Genomic DNA, 15,345 nt, shown 5'->3' on the forward strand with positions numbered 1-15,345 from the left:
GGGCGCCGTAGCGAGCCCTGGCCGAGCTGATCCGTAATGCCGAGTGTGTTCACGGCCAGCGCGTGATGGTGCTGGTGGACGAGTACGACAAGCCGATCCTCGATAATCCGACCCGTCCGGAGATCGCCCGCGAGATCCGCGACGGGCTGCTGCTGTTCCAATTACGCCAGTGTGTTCTACAGCCACTTCGCCGCGCTGGGGCTGGATGTCCGTCTGGAGGATGCGACCCACCGCGGGCGCATCGACATGGCGGTGCTGTTCAACGGTCGGGTGTATCTGTTCGAGTTCAAGGTGGTGGAGCTGGCGCCCGAGGGCCGCGCCCTGCAGCAGCTTCGGCAGCGTGGCTATGCGGAGAAGTACCGTGCCCGTGGCGAGCCGATCCACTTGGTCGGTGTGGAGTTCAGTCGCGACAGTCGCAGCGTGGTGGGCTTCGAGGTGGAGCAGCTGTAGCCGGCAATCCGCTGCAGGGGCGAATTCATTCGCCAAAATACCCCGCCGAGGCGAATGAATGCGCCCCTGCGGACTGGGCAATCGCGTCAGTGATTGGTGAGGCTGACGCTAGCCTGGCGGCCATGGGGCGCGCACTGGAGGACTGCTCGGCACCTGTACGGGTCTGTCGATACTGGCTGGGCGAGACGCCGAAGCGCTCGCGGAAGGCGGTGGCGAAGTTGGCGCCGCTGGTGAAGCCCAGTTCCAGGGCGATGGCCTGCACCGGCAGCTCGGTATTCTCCAGCATGAACTGCGCCTGTTGCATGCGCTCCTCGCGCAGGTAGGCGAACACGGTGACGCCCGCGCACTTGCGGAAGGCCTCGTTGAGCCGCTTGGCGTTGGTGCGCAGGGTGCTGGCCAGTTGATGGAGGTCGGGCGTTTCGGCCAGGTGCGACACCAGTTGACAACGGGCCGACTGGAACAGGATGTGATCCAGTGCAGAGGCCGAGTCGAGCGGCGGCCTTTCGAGGCTGGGAGCCCGGCCGCCTCGCCAGCGCAGGTGCACGGCGAGGCGCAGGCGCAGCTCCTCGTTGTTGAAAGGTTTGGTTACGTAGTCCACGGCGCCGGCCTGCAGGCCTTGCACGCGCTCTTCGGGAAGGGCCGCCGCGGTGAGGAAGATGACCGGCACCCGGTGGGTGCGTTGATCGGCCTGCAGCAGGCGGCAGGCTTCGAGTCCGTTGCAGACCGGCATGTGCACGTCCATGAGGATCAGGTCGGGCTGCACCTGCAGGGCCTTGTGTACGCCTTGCTGGCCATTGGCCGCCTGATAGACGCGATAGCCTAGCCCACGCAGAAAGTCGACCAGCAGATAGCGCTCGGTATCGTTGCCTTCCACGACCAGGATGCGGCGTCCTTGCATTTCATCGAACTTTTTGAAGTGAGGCGGTGTGATCATGTTGGGCATTTTCACCTATCGCCGAGTAAGCCGACTGTTTTGTAAGGTTTTTTCCCTGTGGGCAAAGGCGCGTTTGCTCTCCGGCAAACAGGCGGTGTCTCCCGCTGCAAGCGCACGGCGCCGCCGATGCTCGCAGGAGCCAGCAATCCGGTTTCTGCGGCAGCGTGCGTGCGGCTGCTCTTGCGCATAGAAGCCGACTGCTCCGCCATCATCCTCTTGTCGCCGCCATGCACCGGTACGATAAGCCGGCGAATCGTCGCGCTGTTTCAGCGATTGACGGCATGCGTTCGCCGGCACAATGCCGTTTTGCCCGGATAGGTCGCCGCACGCGCGCACAAGACCATGGCTGACGACAGCGATCAGGACGACAAGACAGAAGCGGCGACACCCCGGCGCCTGGAGAAGGCCCGCGAGGAGGGCCAGGTCGCCCGTTCCCGCGAATTGAGCACCTTCCTGCTGCTGGCCGGCGGCCTGGGCGGGCTGTGGGCGATGGGCAGCAGCCTGTACGCCCAGCTCGGCCTGGTGGTCGAGCAGTCGTTCCTGTTCGAGCGCAGCGTCGCCTTCGATCCGGCGGTGATGGTCGCGCACTTCTGGGCTCTGGCCCAGCGCAGCCTGCTGGCCCTGCTGCCGCTGTTCATCCTGCTGCTGCTGATCGCCCTGGTGGCGCCGATGTTGCTCGGCGGCTGGCTGCTGTCGGCCAAGTCGCTGGCGCCGCAGTTCTCCCGTCTCAACCCGCTCAAGGGCCTGGCCCGGCTGTTCTCCACCCATGCGCTGGCCGAGCTGGGCAAGGCCATCGCCAAGTCGCTGCTGATCGGCTGGGTCGCCGTGCAGTTCATCGCCAGCCACGTCGGCGAGATGCTCGCGCTGATGAACCAGCCGCTGAGCCAGGCGCTGGCCAACGCCCTGCACCTCACCGCCTGGGCCTGCGCGGTGATCGTGCTGACCCTGGTGCTGGTGATCGGCATCGACGTGCCCTACCAGCTGTGGAGCCACGCCAGGAAGCTGCGCATGAGCAAGGAAGACCTGCGCCAGGAACACAAGGAGTCCGAGGGCGACCCGCACGTCAAGGGCCGCATCCGCGCCCAGCAGCAGGCGGTGGCGCGGCGGCGGATGATGAGCAAGGTGCCGACCGCCGACGTGATCGTCACCAACCCGACCCACTATGCGGTGGCCCTGGCCTACCAGGAGGGCAGCATGGGCGCGCCGCGGGTGGTGGCCAAGGGCACCGAACTGGTCGCCGCGCGCATCCGCGAGCTGGGCGCCGAGCACGGCGTGCCGCTGCTCGAGGCGCCGCCGCTGGCGCGTGCGCTGTACCGCCACGTGGATCTCGACAAGGAGATCCCCGCCGAACTCTACACCGCGGTGGCCGAGGTCCTGGCCTGGGCCTACCGCCTCAAGCGCGTGCGCGAGGAGGGCGGCGAAATGCCGCCGGCCCCGCACGACCTGCCGGTCCCGGCCGAGCTGGCCGATCCGCCGCCGCGCGCCGCCAATGACGAGGAATCCCGATGAATGCACTGAGCGCCATGCTGGGGCGCGCCGGCCTGTCCGGCCAGGGCGACATGAAGCTGTTCGCCGGCCCGCTGCTGATCATCCTCATCCTGTCGATGATGATCCTGCCGCTGCCGCCGTTCGTCCTCGACCTGTTCTTCACCTTCAACATCGCCCTGTCGATCATGGTGCTGCTGGTCAGCATGTTCACCCAGAAGCCGCTGGACTTCGCCGCCTTCCCGGCGATCCTGCTGTTCACCACGCTGCTGCGCCTGTCGCTCAACGTCGCCTCGACCCGCGTGGTGCTGTTGCACGGCCACGAGGGCGGCGACGCGGCGGGCAAGGTGATCGAGGCGTTCGGCCACTTCCTGGTCGGCGGCAACTTCGCCGTCGGCCTGGCGGTGTTCCTGATCCTGGTGATCATCAACTTCATGGTCATCACCAAGGGCGCAGGGCGCATCGCCGAGGTCGGCGCGCGCTTCACCCTCGACTCGATGCCCGGCAAGCAGATGGCCATCGACGCCGACCTCAACGCCGGCCTGATCGGCGAGGAGGAGGCGCGCAAGCGCCGCCGCGAGGTGTCGCAGGAAGCCGACTTCTACGGCTCGATGGACGGTGCCAGCAAGTTCGTCCGCGGCGACGCCGTGGCCGGCCTGGTGATCATGGTGGTCAACGTGGTCGGCGGCCTGCTGATCGGCATGCTGCAGCACGACCTGGCCTTCGCCCGGGCGGCCGAGACCTACGTGCTGCTGACCATCGGCGACGGCCTGGTGGCGCAGATCCCGGCGCTGGTGATCTCCACCGCCGCCGGCGTCACCGTGTCGCGGGTCAATACCGACCAGGACGTCGGCCAGCAGATGCTCGGCCAGCTGTTCAACAACCCCAAGGTGCTGTGGCTGGCCGCCGGGGTGATGGGCCTGCTCGGCCTGGTGCCGGGCATGCCCAACCTGGTGTTCCTGCTGTTCACCGCGCTGCTCGGCGGCCTGGCCTGGTGGCTGACCCGCCGCGCGGAGCAGCAGCAGGTGGAGAAGGTGATGAACCCCGAGTTGCCGCCACCGGCCGAGACCCCGGAAGCCAGCTGGGATGACGTGCAGCTGGTCGACACCCTCGGCCTGGAAGTCGGTCACCGCCTGATTCCGCTGGTCGACCACCGCCAGCAGGGCGAGCTGCTCGGCCGCATCAAGGGCGTGCGCAAGAAGTTCGCCCAGGAAGTCGGCTTCCTGCCGCCGGTGGTGCACATCCGCGACAACCTGGAGCTCGGCCCGAACACCTACGTGATCCGCCTCAAGGGCGTGGAGATCGGCCGCGCCGAGCTGCAGCCCGGCAAGTGGCTGGCCATCGACCCCGGCCAGGTCTCCGGCAAGCTGGAAGGCCAGGCCACCACCGACCCGGCCTTCGGCCTCCCGGCGGTATGGATCGACCTGGCGCAGCGCGAGCTGGCGCAGGTCTACGGCTACACCGTGGTCGACGCCAGCACCGTGGCCGCCACCCATCTCAACCACCTGCTGCACCGCCACGCCAGCGACCTGCTCGGTCGCCAGGAGGTCCAGCAGCTGCTCGACCGCCTCGGCGAGGACAACAAGGCGCTGGTCGAAGAGGTGGTGCCCAAGGCGGTCAGCCTCACCACCCTGCAGCGCATCCTGCAGAGCCTGCTGGAGGAGGAGGTGTCGATCCGCGATCTGCGCAGCATCCTCGACACCCTCGCCGAGCACGCCGGCGTGCAGGCCGACGCCCAGGAACTGGTCGGCGTGGTGCGCGTGGCCCTCGGCCGGGCGATCACCCAGCAGTGGTTCGGCAGCGAGGGCGAGCTGCGCGTGATCGGCCTCGACGCCGGTCTTGAGCAGGTGCTGGCCCAGGCCCTGAACAACGGTGGCGCGCTGGAGCCGGGTCTGGCCGGCAACCTGATGCAGCTGACCGAAACCGCCCTCGCGCGCCAGGAAGCCAACGGCGACGCGCCGGTGCTGGTGGTCCAGCACCGCCTGCGCGCGCTGCTGGCGCGCTTCCTGCGCCGCCGCCTGCGCCACCTGGTGGTGATGTCGCTGGCCGAGATTCCCGATGACCGCATGCTGCGGGTGACCAGCCTGATCGGAGGCAATAACTGATGAGTGTCAGACGTTTTGTCGGAGCCAACAGCCGCGAGGCGATGCGCCAGGTGCGCGCGGCGCTGGGCGAGGATGCCCTGATCCTGTCCAACCGCACCACCGCCGAGGGCGTGGAGATCCTCGCCATGGCCGACGACGAGCACCAGCGCCTGGTGCCGGAGCCGGACGTCGCCACGTCGGGCGCCGCCGCGCCAGCAGTCGCACCGGTCGCACCGCGCCCGGCATCGGCCATGCAGCCGCCTGCGGTGGCACCGGCAGCCGCCCCGCAGCCGGCGCCGAGCTTCGCCGCCCAGCGCGCCGCCGCCTACCAGCGTACCCAGCAGGACAGCGCCGCGCCCGGCCCGGGCGCTCCGGCCGCCGCCGCGCTGGACTTCGCCACCCTCGGTGCGCGCCTGCTCGACGAGATGGCCGACATGCGCGCGCTGCTCGACCGCCGCACGGCGCCCGCCGCGGTGCCGGACAGCACCGCCGGCCGCCTGCGCCAGCGCCTGCTGCTGGCCGGCTTCGGCGCCCGCCTGGGCGACGAGATCCTCGCCGCGCTGCCCGCCGAGCTGCACGACTGCGGCGCCGACGCCCCGGCCGTGCGCGCCTGGCTGGAACGCCAGCTGGCCGCGCGTCTGCCGGTGCCGGCCGACGAGAACGACCTGCTCGACGCGGGCGGCGTGCTGGCGCTGGTCGGTCCCACCGGGGTCGGCAAGACCACCACCACCGCCAAGCTGGCGGCGCGCTACGTGATGCGCCATGGCAGCGGTCAGGTCGCTCTGCTCAGCACCGACAGCTACCGGATCGGTGCCCACGAGCAGTTGCGCATCTACGGCCGCCTGCTCGGCGTCGAGGTGCAGGCGCTGCCTGCCGAGGCGGCGCTCGACGCGGTGCTGGCCCAGCTGGCCGACAAGCGCCTGGTGATCATCGACACCATCGGCATGAGCCAGCGCGACCAGCGCCTGATCGGCCAGATCGCCCAGCTCGGCGGCGCCGGCCATGCGGTGCGCCTGATGCTGCTGCTCAACGCCGCCAGCCACGGCGACACCCTCGAGGAAGTGGTGTCCACCTACCAGCGCGCCGCCCGCGCGGCCGGTTCGCGCCTCGACGACTGCATCGTCACCAAGAGCGACGAGGCGGCGCGCCTCGGCCCGGTGCTGGACATCCTGATCCGTCACAACCTGCGCCTGCACTACCTGTCCTGCGGCCAGCAGGTGCCCGAGGACCTGCATCCGGCCGAGGCCGGGGCGCTGGTCCGCCAGGCGCTGGCAGCCAGCCAGGATTCGCCGTTCGTGGCGGCCACCCCCACGGCGGCGGCGCCAGCGCAGCGCCTGGAAGCGCTGTCGCGCGGCCTGCTCGGCCACGGCCGGGCGATGGCCACGGCGCTCGACGGCCTGCGCCGCGAAGTGGAGGGCTTCGCCCTGCTCGAAGCGGCCTGGCAGCTCGCCGCGCTGCCGCGCAGCCTGCAGGGCGAGCGTCTGGCCGAGCTGCTCGCCGCCTGCCCGCTGGTGGACGCCGGCCTGCTGCTGTGGGGCCGCGCCGGCGCGCTACCCGGGCAGACCTGGCAGATGCCGCTGCTGACCCTGTCCGCGGCCGGTCGCCTGCAGGCCCGCCCTTGGCTGGCCCACCAGCTGCCGGCCGGCGCCAGCGCGCGCCTGGAGTGGGCCGCGCAGCAGTGGCCGCAGGCCGACCACCTGCTGGCCGCCGCCCCCGACGCCATCACCCTGCGCGCCCTGGCCGCGCAGGGCAGCACCTGGCTGGCGGCGGCCAAGGGCAACAGCCGGGTCGAGTACCTCGGCGAGCGCTATGCCCTGCAGACCCTGGCCGAGATCGCCATGCCGCAGGCCAGCCTGAGCTGCCGCCATCGCGGCCACGTCATGCAGCTCGACCTGGCGCTGCTCGACGTCGGCCTCGACGCCGGTCGCGAGCGCAGCCAGCACGGTGGCGCCTGGCCGCTGCAGGCCTGGTTCGGCCAGCTGCACGACCCCGACGGCGCGCGTGCGCCGCTGCAGCGCTTCTGGCTGGCCAGCAGCGCCCAGCCCGGCGAGCAGGGCCTGCGGCAACAGCAGCAGCTGCTGCTGCGCCAGCTGCACTGCGACGACCTGCCGAGCCTGACCGGCCGCGCCTGGCTCAGCCTGGACAGCCTGTTCGGCCCGCTGCAGGCCGAGCTGCGCCTGTTCCTCGCCGCCGGCCTGGCCGCCAGCGCCAGCCATCTGGAGCAGGCCGAAGGCGACTGGGCGATGGACGTGCGCGCCCAGCTGCTCAGCCTTACCGGCGGCCGCCGCCAGCGCAGTGCCCAGCAGCAGCTGGATGCCCTGCTGCACCTGCTGGCCGCGCGTGACACCCTGCGCCAGGTGGCCGACAGCGCCGGCCTGCACGGATGACGGTAGGCGATCAGGCCGCCGGCCTGCGCCGTTGGGCCGAGCAGTTCGGCCGCGCCGAGGCGGCGCCCGAAGCCGAGCCGGCAGCTGTCCCGCTGCCCGCGTCAGTGCAGCCCGAGGCGCCGCCGGTGACCCTGCTGGTGGTCGGCCTGCCCGGGCCGCGCCGGGGGCAGGTCGCCCGCGTGCAGGCCTGCCTGGCGCGCTGGCTGGCCAACGGTCACCGCTGGGTCGGCGACCCGGCGCGCTGGAAGGTGGTGGCGCTGGAGGCGGACAGCCCGCATCTCGAGGTGCTGGCCAGCCAGCAGTCGCGCTGGGCGCTGTGGGTCGAGGACGACGCCGATGGTTTCCGCCGCACCTTCCGCACCCTGCGTCTGCTGCGCGAGCGCGGCGGGCCGCCGCGTCTGCTGGTCCTGCATGGCGGCATCGCCAGTCACGCCGGCCTGCTGCGCAACCTGCAGCAGGCGGCGGCTAGCTATCTTGGCCTCGAGCTGCTGCTGCTGCCCGAACAGCCGGGGGCGGCGTGCTGAGGCGCTTGCTGGCACTTGCCCTGCTCGGCAGCCTGCTGGGCGCAGCGGGCGGGGCGCCTGCGCAGGGCGCACCCGGCAGCTGGCAGGGCAGGGCGCCGGCCCTGCTGGTGGCGCGCAGCGACCAGCGCGTCTGTTCCGAGCCGCTGCCGCCGCCGCCCCTGGCCAGCGGGCAGCGGCTGGCCAGCCTGGCCTGGCAGTTCAGCGTGCCGGCCGGTGCGCCGCTGCGCGCCTGGCTGTGTCACCCGCAGCAGTGCCTGGCGCTGCCTGCCAGTCGCGGTCGCAGCCGGGCGCTGGGCGGACTCGACGCCGGTCAGCCGCTGCAGTTGTGCTTTCTGCTCGACGCCGGCGGCCGGCCGCAGCGCGTCGCCGATCTGCAGGTGCTGGTCGAGTACCGCTGAGCGTCGCCGGAGGCCGGTGCCGCGCCGTTCAGGACGGCTCGGCGATGCTCGGGCGATTGCGCCCTTCGTGCTTGGCGCGGTACAGCCGGGCATCCGCCAGGCTGAGGAGTTCCTCCAGCGAGCCGACCGTGGCCGAGGTCGACAGGGCGCCGCCCATGCTCAGGGTGACCACATCGAGTCCGTCCGGGCGATGGGCGTGGGGCAGGCCCAGTTGCTGTACGCCCTGCACCAGGCGCCAGGCGATCCGCTCCAGCGTTTGCGGACAGGCGGTGGCGATCAGCACGGCGAACTCCTCGCCGCCGTAGCGGGCGACGAAATGCTCGCCCTCGCGCAGGCTGCTGCTCAGTACGGCGGCCACCTGCGCCAGACAGCGGTCGCCTGCGGGGTGGCCGTAGTGGTCGTTGTACAGCTTGAAGTGGTCGATGTCGGCCAGCAGCAGGGCGAAGGGTTCGCCGCGCTCCCACAGGTGTTGCGCCTGCTGGTCGAAGCGGCGCCGGTTGCCGATGCCGGTGAGCGCATCGGTCTCGGCCAGCGCCTGCAGTCGCTCGTTGGCCTTGGCCAGGGCCTGGCTGCGCATGTCGTCGAGCAGCGAGTGGAGGAAATCCCGCCGCCCGGCCAGGGTGTTGCTCCAGCTGATGAACAGGCTGAACAGCAGCACCGGCAGGTAGACCAGGGCGAACACCAGGACGGCCTCGCCGCGGCCGTCGCTGAGGCTGTGCACGCCATGCAGGATCACCGCGGAGATCAGCAGGGACAGCAGCAGCGAAGCGAGGAAGCACACCCTGACGCACAGGTTGGCCAGCACGATGAAGATCACCGAGGCGTACTGGTAGGTGGCGACCGCGGGGCTGGCACTGCGTGCGAGCAGGTCGAACCAGGCGATGGCGGCCAGCAGGATCAGGCCGGGCAGCAGGAGGTCGAGCAGGCGGACATTGTTCGACCAGCGGAACAGCGCCAGCACCGGCGGCAGGCTTAGGGCGAGGAAGGTGCTGCGCAGCAGCAGCGACTCGGCGAACACGTCGGGGATCACCAGCGCGTCGGCCGCCACGTAGGAGAAGTAGGCCACCTGGCCGAGCAGGTTGATCAGCAGCAGGAAGCGCCGATGCTGATCGAGCTGATAGCGATGGAAGGCGTCCCGCAGATCGAGCGGGATGGGTGCACGGGGGCTGCCGATCAGTCGCTGGATGGAATGGCGTTCTGCTGCGTTGCTCATGATGACCTGCGGGCAAGAGCATTGTGCGGACTGGGCGGGGATGCCGGCGAGCGCCGCGGCATGGCGCGGGCCACTAGCCGGCCAGCGGCGTTGCCCGTGCCTGCGGCGCGGCGGCCAGCTCCTCTGCCAGCGCCAGGCGATACCCCCTGCCGTAGACGGTCTGGATCAGCACGGGGTGGGCGGGGTCGCGCTCCAGCTTGCGGCGCAGGCGCACCACCAGGGTGTCCACGGTGCGCAGGTCGCCGAGCTTGTCGTGCTGCCCGGGATGCAGCGCCGCCAGCAGGGTGCTGCGCCCGACCACCTGGCCGCGCTGGGTGAGCAGGCAGGCGAGCAGGGAGAACTCGCCGGGGGTCAGTTGCAGTGACCGGTTGTCGTGGGTGCGGATGTGGCGCTGCAGGAGATCGACCCGGTAGTCCCCCAGCTGCACGATTGCCAGCATGAACGGAACTTCTGTTATCGGGGATCTGGTGTTCTGGGTTTTCATTTTTGGATTCTGCTCTTCAACCAGAGACACAAATAGTGTTAACTATTTCACACTTCTTAAACTGACAAGTTCTGACGAATGTCGTGCCGCAGGCCGCGGCCGACTGTCCCCGATGCCAGAAACGGTTGGTTTGCGTCGGTCATGGCGATGATATTTTTTGAATAAGTCCAGGATGTTGAATTGGTCGGAGTGCTATGACGCGCGTCGTATTGTTGGATGCTGAAGAAGAGTTCTGCGTAAATGCTGCCGGCTTTCTGACTGAGCGCGATTTCGAAGTATCTTTCACCGAAAGTCATGATGAGTTTCTGACGCTGATCGGCGCGGCCGATATCGCCGTACTCGATATGGCCCGGCCCGATGGCACGGGGCTGGATCTGGTCAGAAGCCTGCGCGCGCGCTATCCGCACATCGGCATCATCGCCCTGGGCGGCTGCCTCAGCATCGAAGGCAAGCTGCAGAGCCTGCAGGCGGGGGCCGATCATTTCCTGTTCAAGCCGGTCGAGCTGGCCGAACTGCTGGCGGTGCTCAAGGCGCTGGCGCGTCGGGTCGGCTGCGCCTGCGCCTGGCAGCTCAAGGTGAGCATGCGCCTGTTGCAGGCCCCCGAAGGCCAGCAGGGCATCCTTTCCGCGTCCGAACTGGCCATTTTCCGGCTGTTCGCCGTGCATGCCGGCGAGGTGGTCAGCCGCCGGCAGATCGTCGAGGCCATGGGCTACAGCTGGCTGGACTACGATCTGCGCCGCCTCGATACGCTGATCAGCCGCCTGCGCCGGCGCTGGCGCGAGCAGCTGGGCCTGGAGCTGCCCCTGCGTACCGAGCATCGCGACGGCTACAGTTTCTGCGCGCAGTTGCGCTGCACGGCCTGAGCGGTGCGGGCCCGCGCTCTGCTCGCGGGCTTCTTCTTCGCTAATACCTGTCGCCGGCATTGCCGGGCGCAGTTGCACGGTATTTCTGCGCGGCAGTATTTCATCCCGAGTTGCAGTACGCAGTCGCCGGTCTTGCGCAAAGTCCCGTCGCAGACAGTCCGCCGCAGAGCGCAAGCGGTGCGCCGCACGCTGCGTTACTTGTCGCCGATCTGCCGCGGCGGGTGCGGATATTGGCGCGTCGACTGTCCGGCAATCGATGAGGATTTCCCTGTCGTTGATCCAGGCCAATTGCATGGCGTGCGGCAAAGCCGGGAATAGTCGCTGCCGAGACTGACTATTCGACGCTTGGTGCGTTCGGGCCTGCCGCCACAATGCTCGAAGGGCTGGCCTGCCTGCGACGGGGCGCTGGTCCCGTGTCCTGTTCCACGCCGCCCGGATGGCCAGGACGCACCGCTTGGACTGGCCCAGGGGCAGACGGATGTACAACGCACAAGGCAAGATCAGACAGCGTGACCTGTTCGACGAGCACCTGCCGCTGGTGCGCCGGCAGGCGCTCAACCTGCAGGTGCGCCTGCCGGCCAGCGTCGAGCTGGACGATCTGATCCAGGCCGGCATGATCGGCCTGCTCGACGCGGTGAATCGCTACGATGCCGGCCAGGGCGCCAGCTTCGCCACCTTCGCCAGCCAGCGCATCCGCGGCGCGATGCTCGACGAGCTGCGCAGCCGCGACTGGGTGCCGCGCAGCGTGCGGCGCAACACGCGCATGCTCGACGAGACGATCCGTCGCCTCGAGCAGCAGCTCGGTCGCCCGGCCGAGGAGCGCGAGATCGCCGCCGCCCTCGAGGTCAGTCTCGAGGAGTTCCGTCACCTGCTGATGGATGCCAACGGCAGTCAGCTGGTCGCCCTCGACGAACTGCCGGAAGAGGAGGGCGACAGCCTCTGCGCGGGAACGCATGCCACGCCGCTGGCCGAACTGCTCGAAGGGCGTCGCCGCACCGATCTGGTCGCGGCCATCGAGCGCCTGCCCGAGCGCGAGAAACTGCTGCTCGGCCTGTATTACCAGGAAGATCTCAACCTCAAGGAAATCGGCGCGGTGCTCGGCGTCAGCGAGTCGCGGGTCTGCCAGCTGCACAGCCAGGCCGTGGCTCGCCTGCGCGCCGCGCTGGCGGACTGAAAGGCGGGCGGCTCAGGCGAGCGCCGCCGTGAGCCGTTGCGCCTGCGCCGCCGTCTCGCCGAGCACGATGCCGCCACCCTGGCGCTTGGCGGCATACATCAGCTGGTCGGCGCAGTGGATCAGCTCCAGGGCGTCCAGCCAGTGTTCCGGGCCGTTCTGCACGATGCCGATGCTCAGGCGGGGCGCGTTGGCGCTGTCGGCCAGCCGCTGCAGCAGGCGCTCGGCGAACTGTCTGGCGCCCCGCTGGGTGCAGTCGGGCAGCAGCACGCAGAACTCGTCGCCGCCATAGCGGCAGCAGATGTCGTAGGTACGGCTTTCCTCGAGCAGGGCGGTACCGATGTTGCACAGCACCGCGTCGCCGGCCAGGTGGCCGGCACTGTCGTTGATCTGCTTGAAGTTGTCGACGTCGAGGTACAGCAGCGAGTGCGGCTTGCCCGCGCGTTGCGAGCGCTTCAGCTCGCATTTCAGGCAGTCCATGAGGAAGCGCTGGTTGTACAGGCCGGTCAGCGAATCCTGGCGGGACAGCTCCTCGAGTTCGCGGGTGCGCTCTGCGTTCTGCTCTTCCAGCGACAGCGCATAGCTCACCGCCTTGTTCTTGGCCGATTCCATTTCGGCCAGCAGGCTGCCGATGTAGGTATCGAATACCAGTTCATTGTCGAAGTACAGCAGCTTGTCCAGCGCCTGCCAGGTAGCATCGCGCTGCTGGCGGTCGTGCAGGTGCGCGTCGAGGGTATCCAGCAGCAGGCCCTTGAGCATCCGCATCGCCGATAGGTAGTACTTGGGTTCGACGCCGATGCGCTTGTGCACCAGGCCGATACGCAGCCGGTCGTTGACATAGTCCTCGCCGTAATTGCCGGAGAACAGGTCGATGATATAGCGGACCATTGTCGCGCGCAGGCGGCTTAGCGTATCGACGTCACTGATGATGGCGGCAACCTCGTTGATGGAAGTCTGATGATCGTAGAACTGCTCCACCAGATCCTCGACCTTGTCGCTGATATACGGCTTGCAGGCCGCCAGCAGTTCCGCATCCTGGCGAGTGAAGCCCAGCAGCTCCTTGCGTCTGGTGATTTCCAGATCGTGGATGTGCATCTGTTCCGCCAGACTCTTCTGTGTCGGATTCATGGACTTACCTCGGCTGGCCAGGGTCGGATGGGGGAGGGGAACAGCCCTCGCGGCAGGCCGCCCCTGTTATCGGCGGGCAGGGCGGCGGCTTGAGGCACGGCGCGCTTCACGAGTCGACCCTGGCGACCAGCGGGCGTATGGGGATGGACGGTCGCCTGCTTTGCAGGTGTTCGGCGTACAGGCGGCGCAGCTCTTCCTCGCGCATCGGCTTGCCGATCAGGTAGCCCTGGATCTGGCTGATGCCGATCGCATCCAGATAGTCCTGCTGGCGCTGGGTCTCGACGCCCTCGGCGATGGTGGTCAGGCCCATGCTCTGCGCCATGACGGTGACCGCGCGGACGATCGCCCGGTCGCTGGGCGACTCGACGATGTCCTTGATGAAGGCGCGGTCGATCTTGATCGCGTCCAGCGGGAAGCGCAGGACATACTCCAGCGAGGAGTAGCCGATGCCGAAGTCGTCGATGGCGATCTGGAAGCCGCGCTCGCGCCACTCGCGCAGTTGCTCGACTGTCCCCTGCGGGTCCTGCATGGCGGTGCTCTCGGTGATCTCCAGCTTGAGATCCGCCGGGCGGATGCCCGCCTCGGCCACCGCCTGCTCGAGCTTCGCCGACAGGTGGCTGTCCTGGAACTGGCGTGGCGACAGGTTGATGCTCATCTGCAGCTGGATGCCGCTGTCCTGCCAGCTGCGCAACTGCTGGCAGGCGGTGCGCAGGATCCACTCGCCGAGCTGGTTGATCAGGCCCAGCTCCTCCATGATCGGGATGAAGCGCGGCGGTGCCACCGGGCCGAGTTCGGGATGGCTCCAGCGGATCAGCGCCTCGACGCCGACGATGCGGCTGTCGCTGAGGCGCATCTGTGGCTGGTAGACCAGATGGAACTGGGCGAAGTTGTCCTCCAGCGCCGCGCGCAGGGCGAACTCCAGCTTGAGCTCGATGGCTTTGTTGGCGCTGACCGGGCTGGCGATGGCCAGCGGCCGGCCCTGCTGGCGGGCGTGCTGGCGTGCGTCCTGGGCCGCCTGGATCATCTCCTCGGCGCTGCCGGCATGTTCGGGAAACAGGGCGATGCCGGCGGTCATCGAGACGAACAGGGTTTCCTCGCCGATGGTGATCGGCTGGCTGGCACGGCTGAGTACCGCCTCGGTCTTGGCGCGCACCCGGTCGAGGTCGTTGTGATGGACGAACAGGGCGAACTCGTCACTGTCCAGCCGGGCGATGCTGGTTTCCAGCGGCAACACCTGGCGCAGGCTGTTGGCGATGCGGCCGAGCAACTGGTCGCCGGCCTGCATGCCCAGTGCGTCGTTGATGCGGCTCAGGCGATTGAGGTCGAACAGCACCATGGCCACGCCGTGGCCCTGCTGACGGGCGCGCTCGATGGCCGACTCCAGCTGGCGCAGGAACAGCTTGCGGTTGGGCAGGCCGGTGAGGCTGTCGTGCAGGGCCATGTGCTGCACCATCTGCTCGGTTTCGCGCACGTGGGTCAGATCCTGGAAAGCGCCCTCGAACAGCTCGGGGTTGCCCGGCGAGGGGTGGTGGGCGGCCACCAGGTGGATCACCCGCACCGTGTCCTCCGGCGCCAGCAGGCGGATCTCCTGGTCTAGGCGGGTGCGCGCGCGGCGCGCCACCTGCAGGGCCAGGGTCAGGCGCTTGCGGTCATCCGGGTGGGTGTGGGCGAGCAGGGCCTCGAGGCTGCCGAGCCGCTCGGCGGCCAGCCCCGTCAGTTCCGCCAGATCCGCCGACCATTCGAGGCTGTCGTCTTCGGCATCCCAGGCCCAGAAGCCCATGCGGGCGATCTTCTGCGCGTACTCCTGGCGCAGGCGGATGCGCAGCAGCTCATGGCTGGTGCGTCGGGCGCGCAGCGCGTGGCGTACCCGGGCGATCAGCAGCGGCCAGCTGATCGGCTTGCTGATGAAGTCGCTGGCGCCGGATTCGAAGGCCTGCTCGACATCCGCGCCGGCATCGGCGGCGGTGAGCATGATGATCGGGGTGCCCGGGTCCTGTTCGAGCTGGCGCAGGGCGCGGCAGGCCGCGTAGCCGTCGAGCCGCGGCATCATCACGTCCATCAGGACCAGGTCGGGATTTTCCCGCTGAAAGGCTTCGACGCCTTCCTGGCCGTCGGCGACTTCGAGAATGCGGTAGCCCTGGCGGGCGAGAACGGACCTGATCAGTCGGCGCGTCGAGCTGTCGTCGTCGACGATCAGGATGGTTTCCACGCTGGTCATGCGTTG

The 15,345-nt window shown here is 69.1% G+C and carries 14 protein-coding genes and 1 pseudogene; 9 read left to right on the forward strand and 6 right to left on the reverse strand.

Annotation, left to right across the window (positions count from 1 at the left end):
- Nucleotides 1-26: 26 nt before the first annotated feature.
- Together BLT78_RS21945 and BLT78_RS04355 are read left to right on the forward strand one after the other, a co-directional pair.
- Nucleotides 27-137 (forward strand): annotated as a pseudogene (locus BLT78_RS21945) (AAA family ATPase); the annotation flags it as partial.
- A gap of 34 nt (nucleotides 138-171) precedes the next feature.
- Nucleotides 172-450 carry a PD-(D/E)XK nuclease domain-containing protein gene (locus BLT78_RS04355; RefSeq protein WP_231975700.1) on the forward strand — a complete coding sequence of 93 codons (279 nt, stop codon included), beginning with the start codon at nucleotides 172-174 and terminating at the stop codon, nucleotides 448-450.
- Between the two features lie 25 nt (nucleotides 451-475).
- On the opposite strand, the gene BLT78_RS04360 is transcribed toward BLT78_RS04355, so the two are convergent.
- Complete coding sequence (locus BLT78_RS04360; protein ID WP_231975701.1) at nucleotides 476-1,393, reverse strand: response regulator; 918 nt, start codon at nucleotides 1,391-1,393, stop codon at nucleotides 476-478.
- A gap of 333 nt (nucleotides 1,394-1,726) precedes the next feature.
- Here BLT78_RS04360 and flhB point away from each other — a divergent pair, with 333 nt between their 5' ends.
- From flhB to BLT78_RS04385, 5 genes are read left to right on the forward strand one after another with little or no spacing between them, the layout of a single operon-like run.
- A complete protein-coding gene (flhB, locus tag BLT78_RS04365; RefSeq protein WP_090347795.1) occupies nucleotides 1,727-2,893 on the forward strand; it encodes a flagellar biosynthesis protein FlhB in 1,167 nt (388 codons plus the stop codon).
- Entirely contained in the window at nucleotides 2,890-4,974 is a 2,085-nt protein-coding gene (gene flhA, locus BLT78_RS04370) for a flagellar biosynthesis protein FlhA (RefSeq protein WP_090347796.1), read from the forward strand. Before flhB ends, flhA begins: the two co-directional genes overlap by 4 nt.
- Nucleotides 4,974-7,340 carry a flagellar biosynthesis protein FlhF gene (flhF, locus tag BLT78_RS04375; protein ID WP_090347797.1) on the forward strand — a complete coding sequence of 789 codons (2,367 nt, stop codon included), beginning with the start codon at nucleotides 4,974-4,976 and terminating at the stop codon, nucleotides 7,338-7,340. The genes flhA and flhF overlap by 1 nt, the downstream gene beginning before the upstream one ends.
- Nucleotides 7,337-7,864, forward strand: coding sequence for a hypothetical protein (locus tag BLT78_RS04380; protein ID WP_090347798.1), 528 nt, complete (start codon nucleotides 7,337-7,339; stop codon nucleotides 7,862-7,864). The genes flhF and BLT78_RS04380 overlap by 4 nt, the downstream gene beginning before the upstream one ends.
- A 5-nt stretch (nucleotides 7,865-7,869) precedes the next feature.
- Nucleotides 7,870-8,262, forward strand: coding sequence for a flagellar protein FlhE (locus BLT78_RS04385; protein ID WP_090347799.1), 393 nt, complete (start codon nucleotides 7,870-7,872; stop codon nucleotides 8,260-8,262).
- Nucleotides 8,263-8,290: 28 nt separating this feature from the next.
- Here BLT78_RS04385 and BLT78_RS04390 read toward each other — a convergent pair whose 3' ends face one another.
- The 3 genes from BLT78_RS04390 to BLT78_RS21525 all read right to left on the reverse strand — a co-directional run bounded on the left by BLT78_RS04390 (nucleotide 8,291) and on the right by BLT78_RS21525 (nucleotide 10,255).
- Entirely contained in the window at nucleotides 8,291-9,475 is a 1,185-nt protein-coding gene (locus BLT78_RS04390) for a GGDEF domain-containing protein (RefSeq protein WP_090347800.1), read from the reverse strand.
- A 73-nt stretch (nucleotides 9,476-9,548) separates the two neighbouring features.
- On the reverse strand, nucleotides 9,549-9,914 hold the full coding sequence (locus tag BLT78_RS04395; protein WP_157719476.1) for a winged helix-turn-helix domain-containing protein: 366 nt from the start codon (nucleotides 9,912-9,914) through the stop codon (nucleotides 9,549-9,551).
- Nucleotides 9,915-10,015: 101 nt separating this feature from the next.
- Nucleotides 10,016-10,255 carry a hypothetical protein gene (locus BLT78_RS21525; RefSeq protein ID WP_172830752.1) on the reverse strand — a complete coding sequence of 80 codons (240 nt, stop codon included), beginning with the start codon at nucleotides 10,253-10,255 and terminating at the stop codon, nucleotides 10,016-10,018.
- On the opposite strand from BLT78_RS21525, the gene BLT78_RS04400 reads away from it, so the two are divergent.
- Both BLT78_RS04400 and BLT78_RS04405 read left to right on the forward strand, forming a co-directional pair.
- Nucleotides 10,154-10,822, forward strand: coding sequence for a response regulator transcription factor (locus tag BLT78_RS04400; RefSeq protein WP_090347802.1), 669 nt, complete (start codon nucleotides 10,154-10,156; stop codon nucleotides 10,820-10,822). The two genes, BLT78_RS21525 and BLT78_RS04400, sit on opposite strands and share 102 nt — an antisense overlap.
- Before the next feature lie 478 nt (nucleotides 10,823-11,300).
- Nucleotides 11,301-11,996, forward strand: coding sequence for an RNA polymerase sigma factor FliA (locus BLT78_RS04405; protein WP_090347803.1), 696 nt, complete (start codon nucleotides 11,301-11,303; stop codon nucleotides 11,994-11,996).
- Between the two features lie 12 nt (nucleotides 11,997-12,008).
- Here BLT78_RS04405 and BLT78_RS04410 read toward each other — a convergent pair whose 3' ends face one another.
- The gene (locus tag BLT78_RS04410; RefSeq protein WP_090347804.1) at nucleotides 12,009-13,121 is read right to left on the reverse strand and encodes a GGDEF domain-containing protein; all 1,113 of its coding nucleotides are present in this window, start codon (nucleotides 13,119-13,121) and stop codon (nucleotides 12,009-12,011) included.
- Between the two features lie 106 nt (nucleotides 13,122-13,227).
- The gene (locus BLT78_RS04415; protein ID WP_090347805.1) at nucleotides 13,228-15,339 is read right to left on the reverse strand and encodes a putative bifunctional diguanylate cyclase/phosphodiesterase; all 2,112 of its coding nucleotides are present in this window, start codon (nucleotides 15,337-15,339) and stop codon (nucleotides 13,228-13,230) included.
- Nucleotides 15,340-15,345 lie beyond the last annotated feature (6 nt).

Source organism: Pseudomonas oryzae (assembly GCF_900104805.1).
In the GTDB taxonomy this organism is placed as follows: Bacteria; Pseudomonadota; Gammaproteobacteria; order Pseudomonadales; family Pseudomonadaceae; genus Geopseudomonas; species Geopseudomonas oryzae.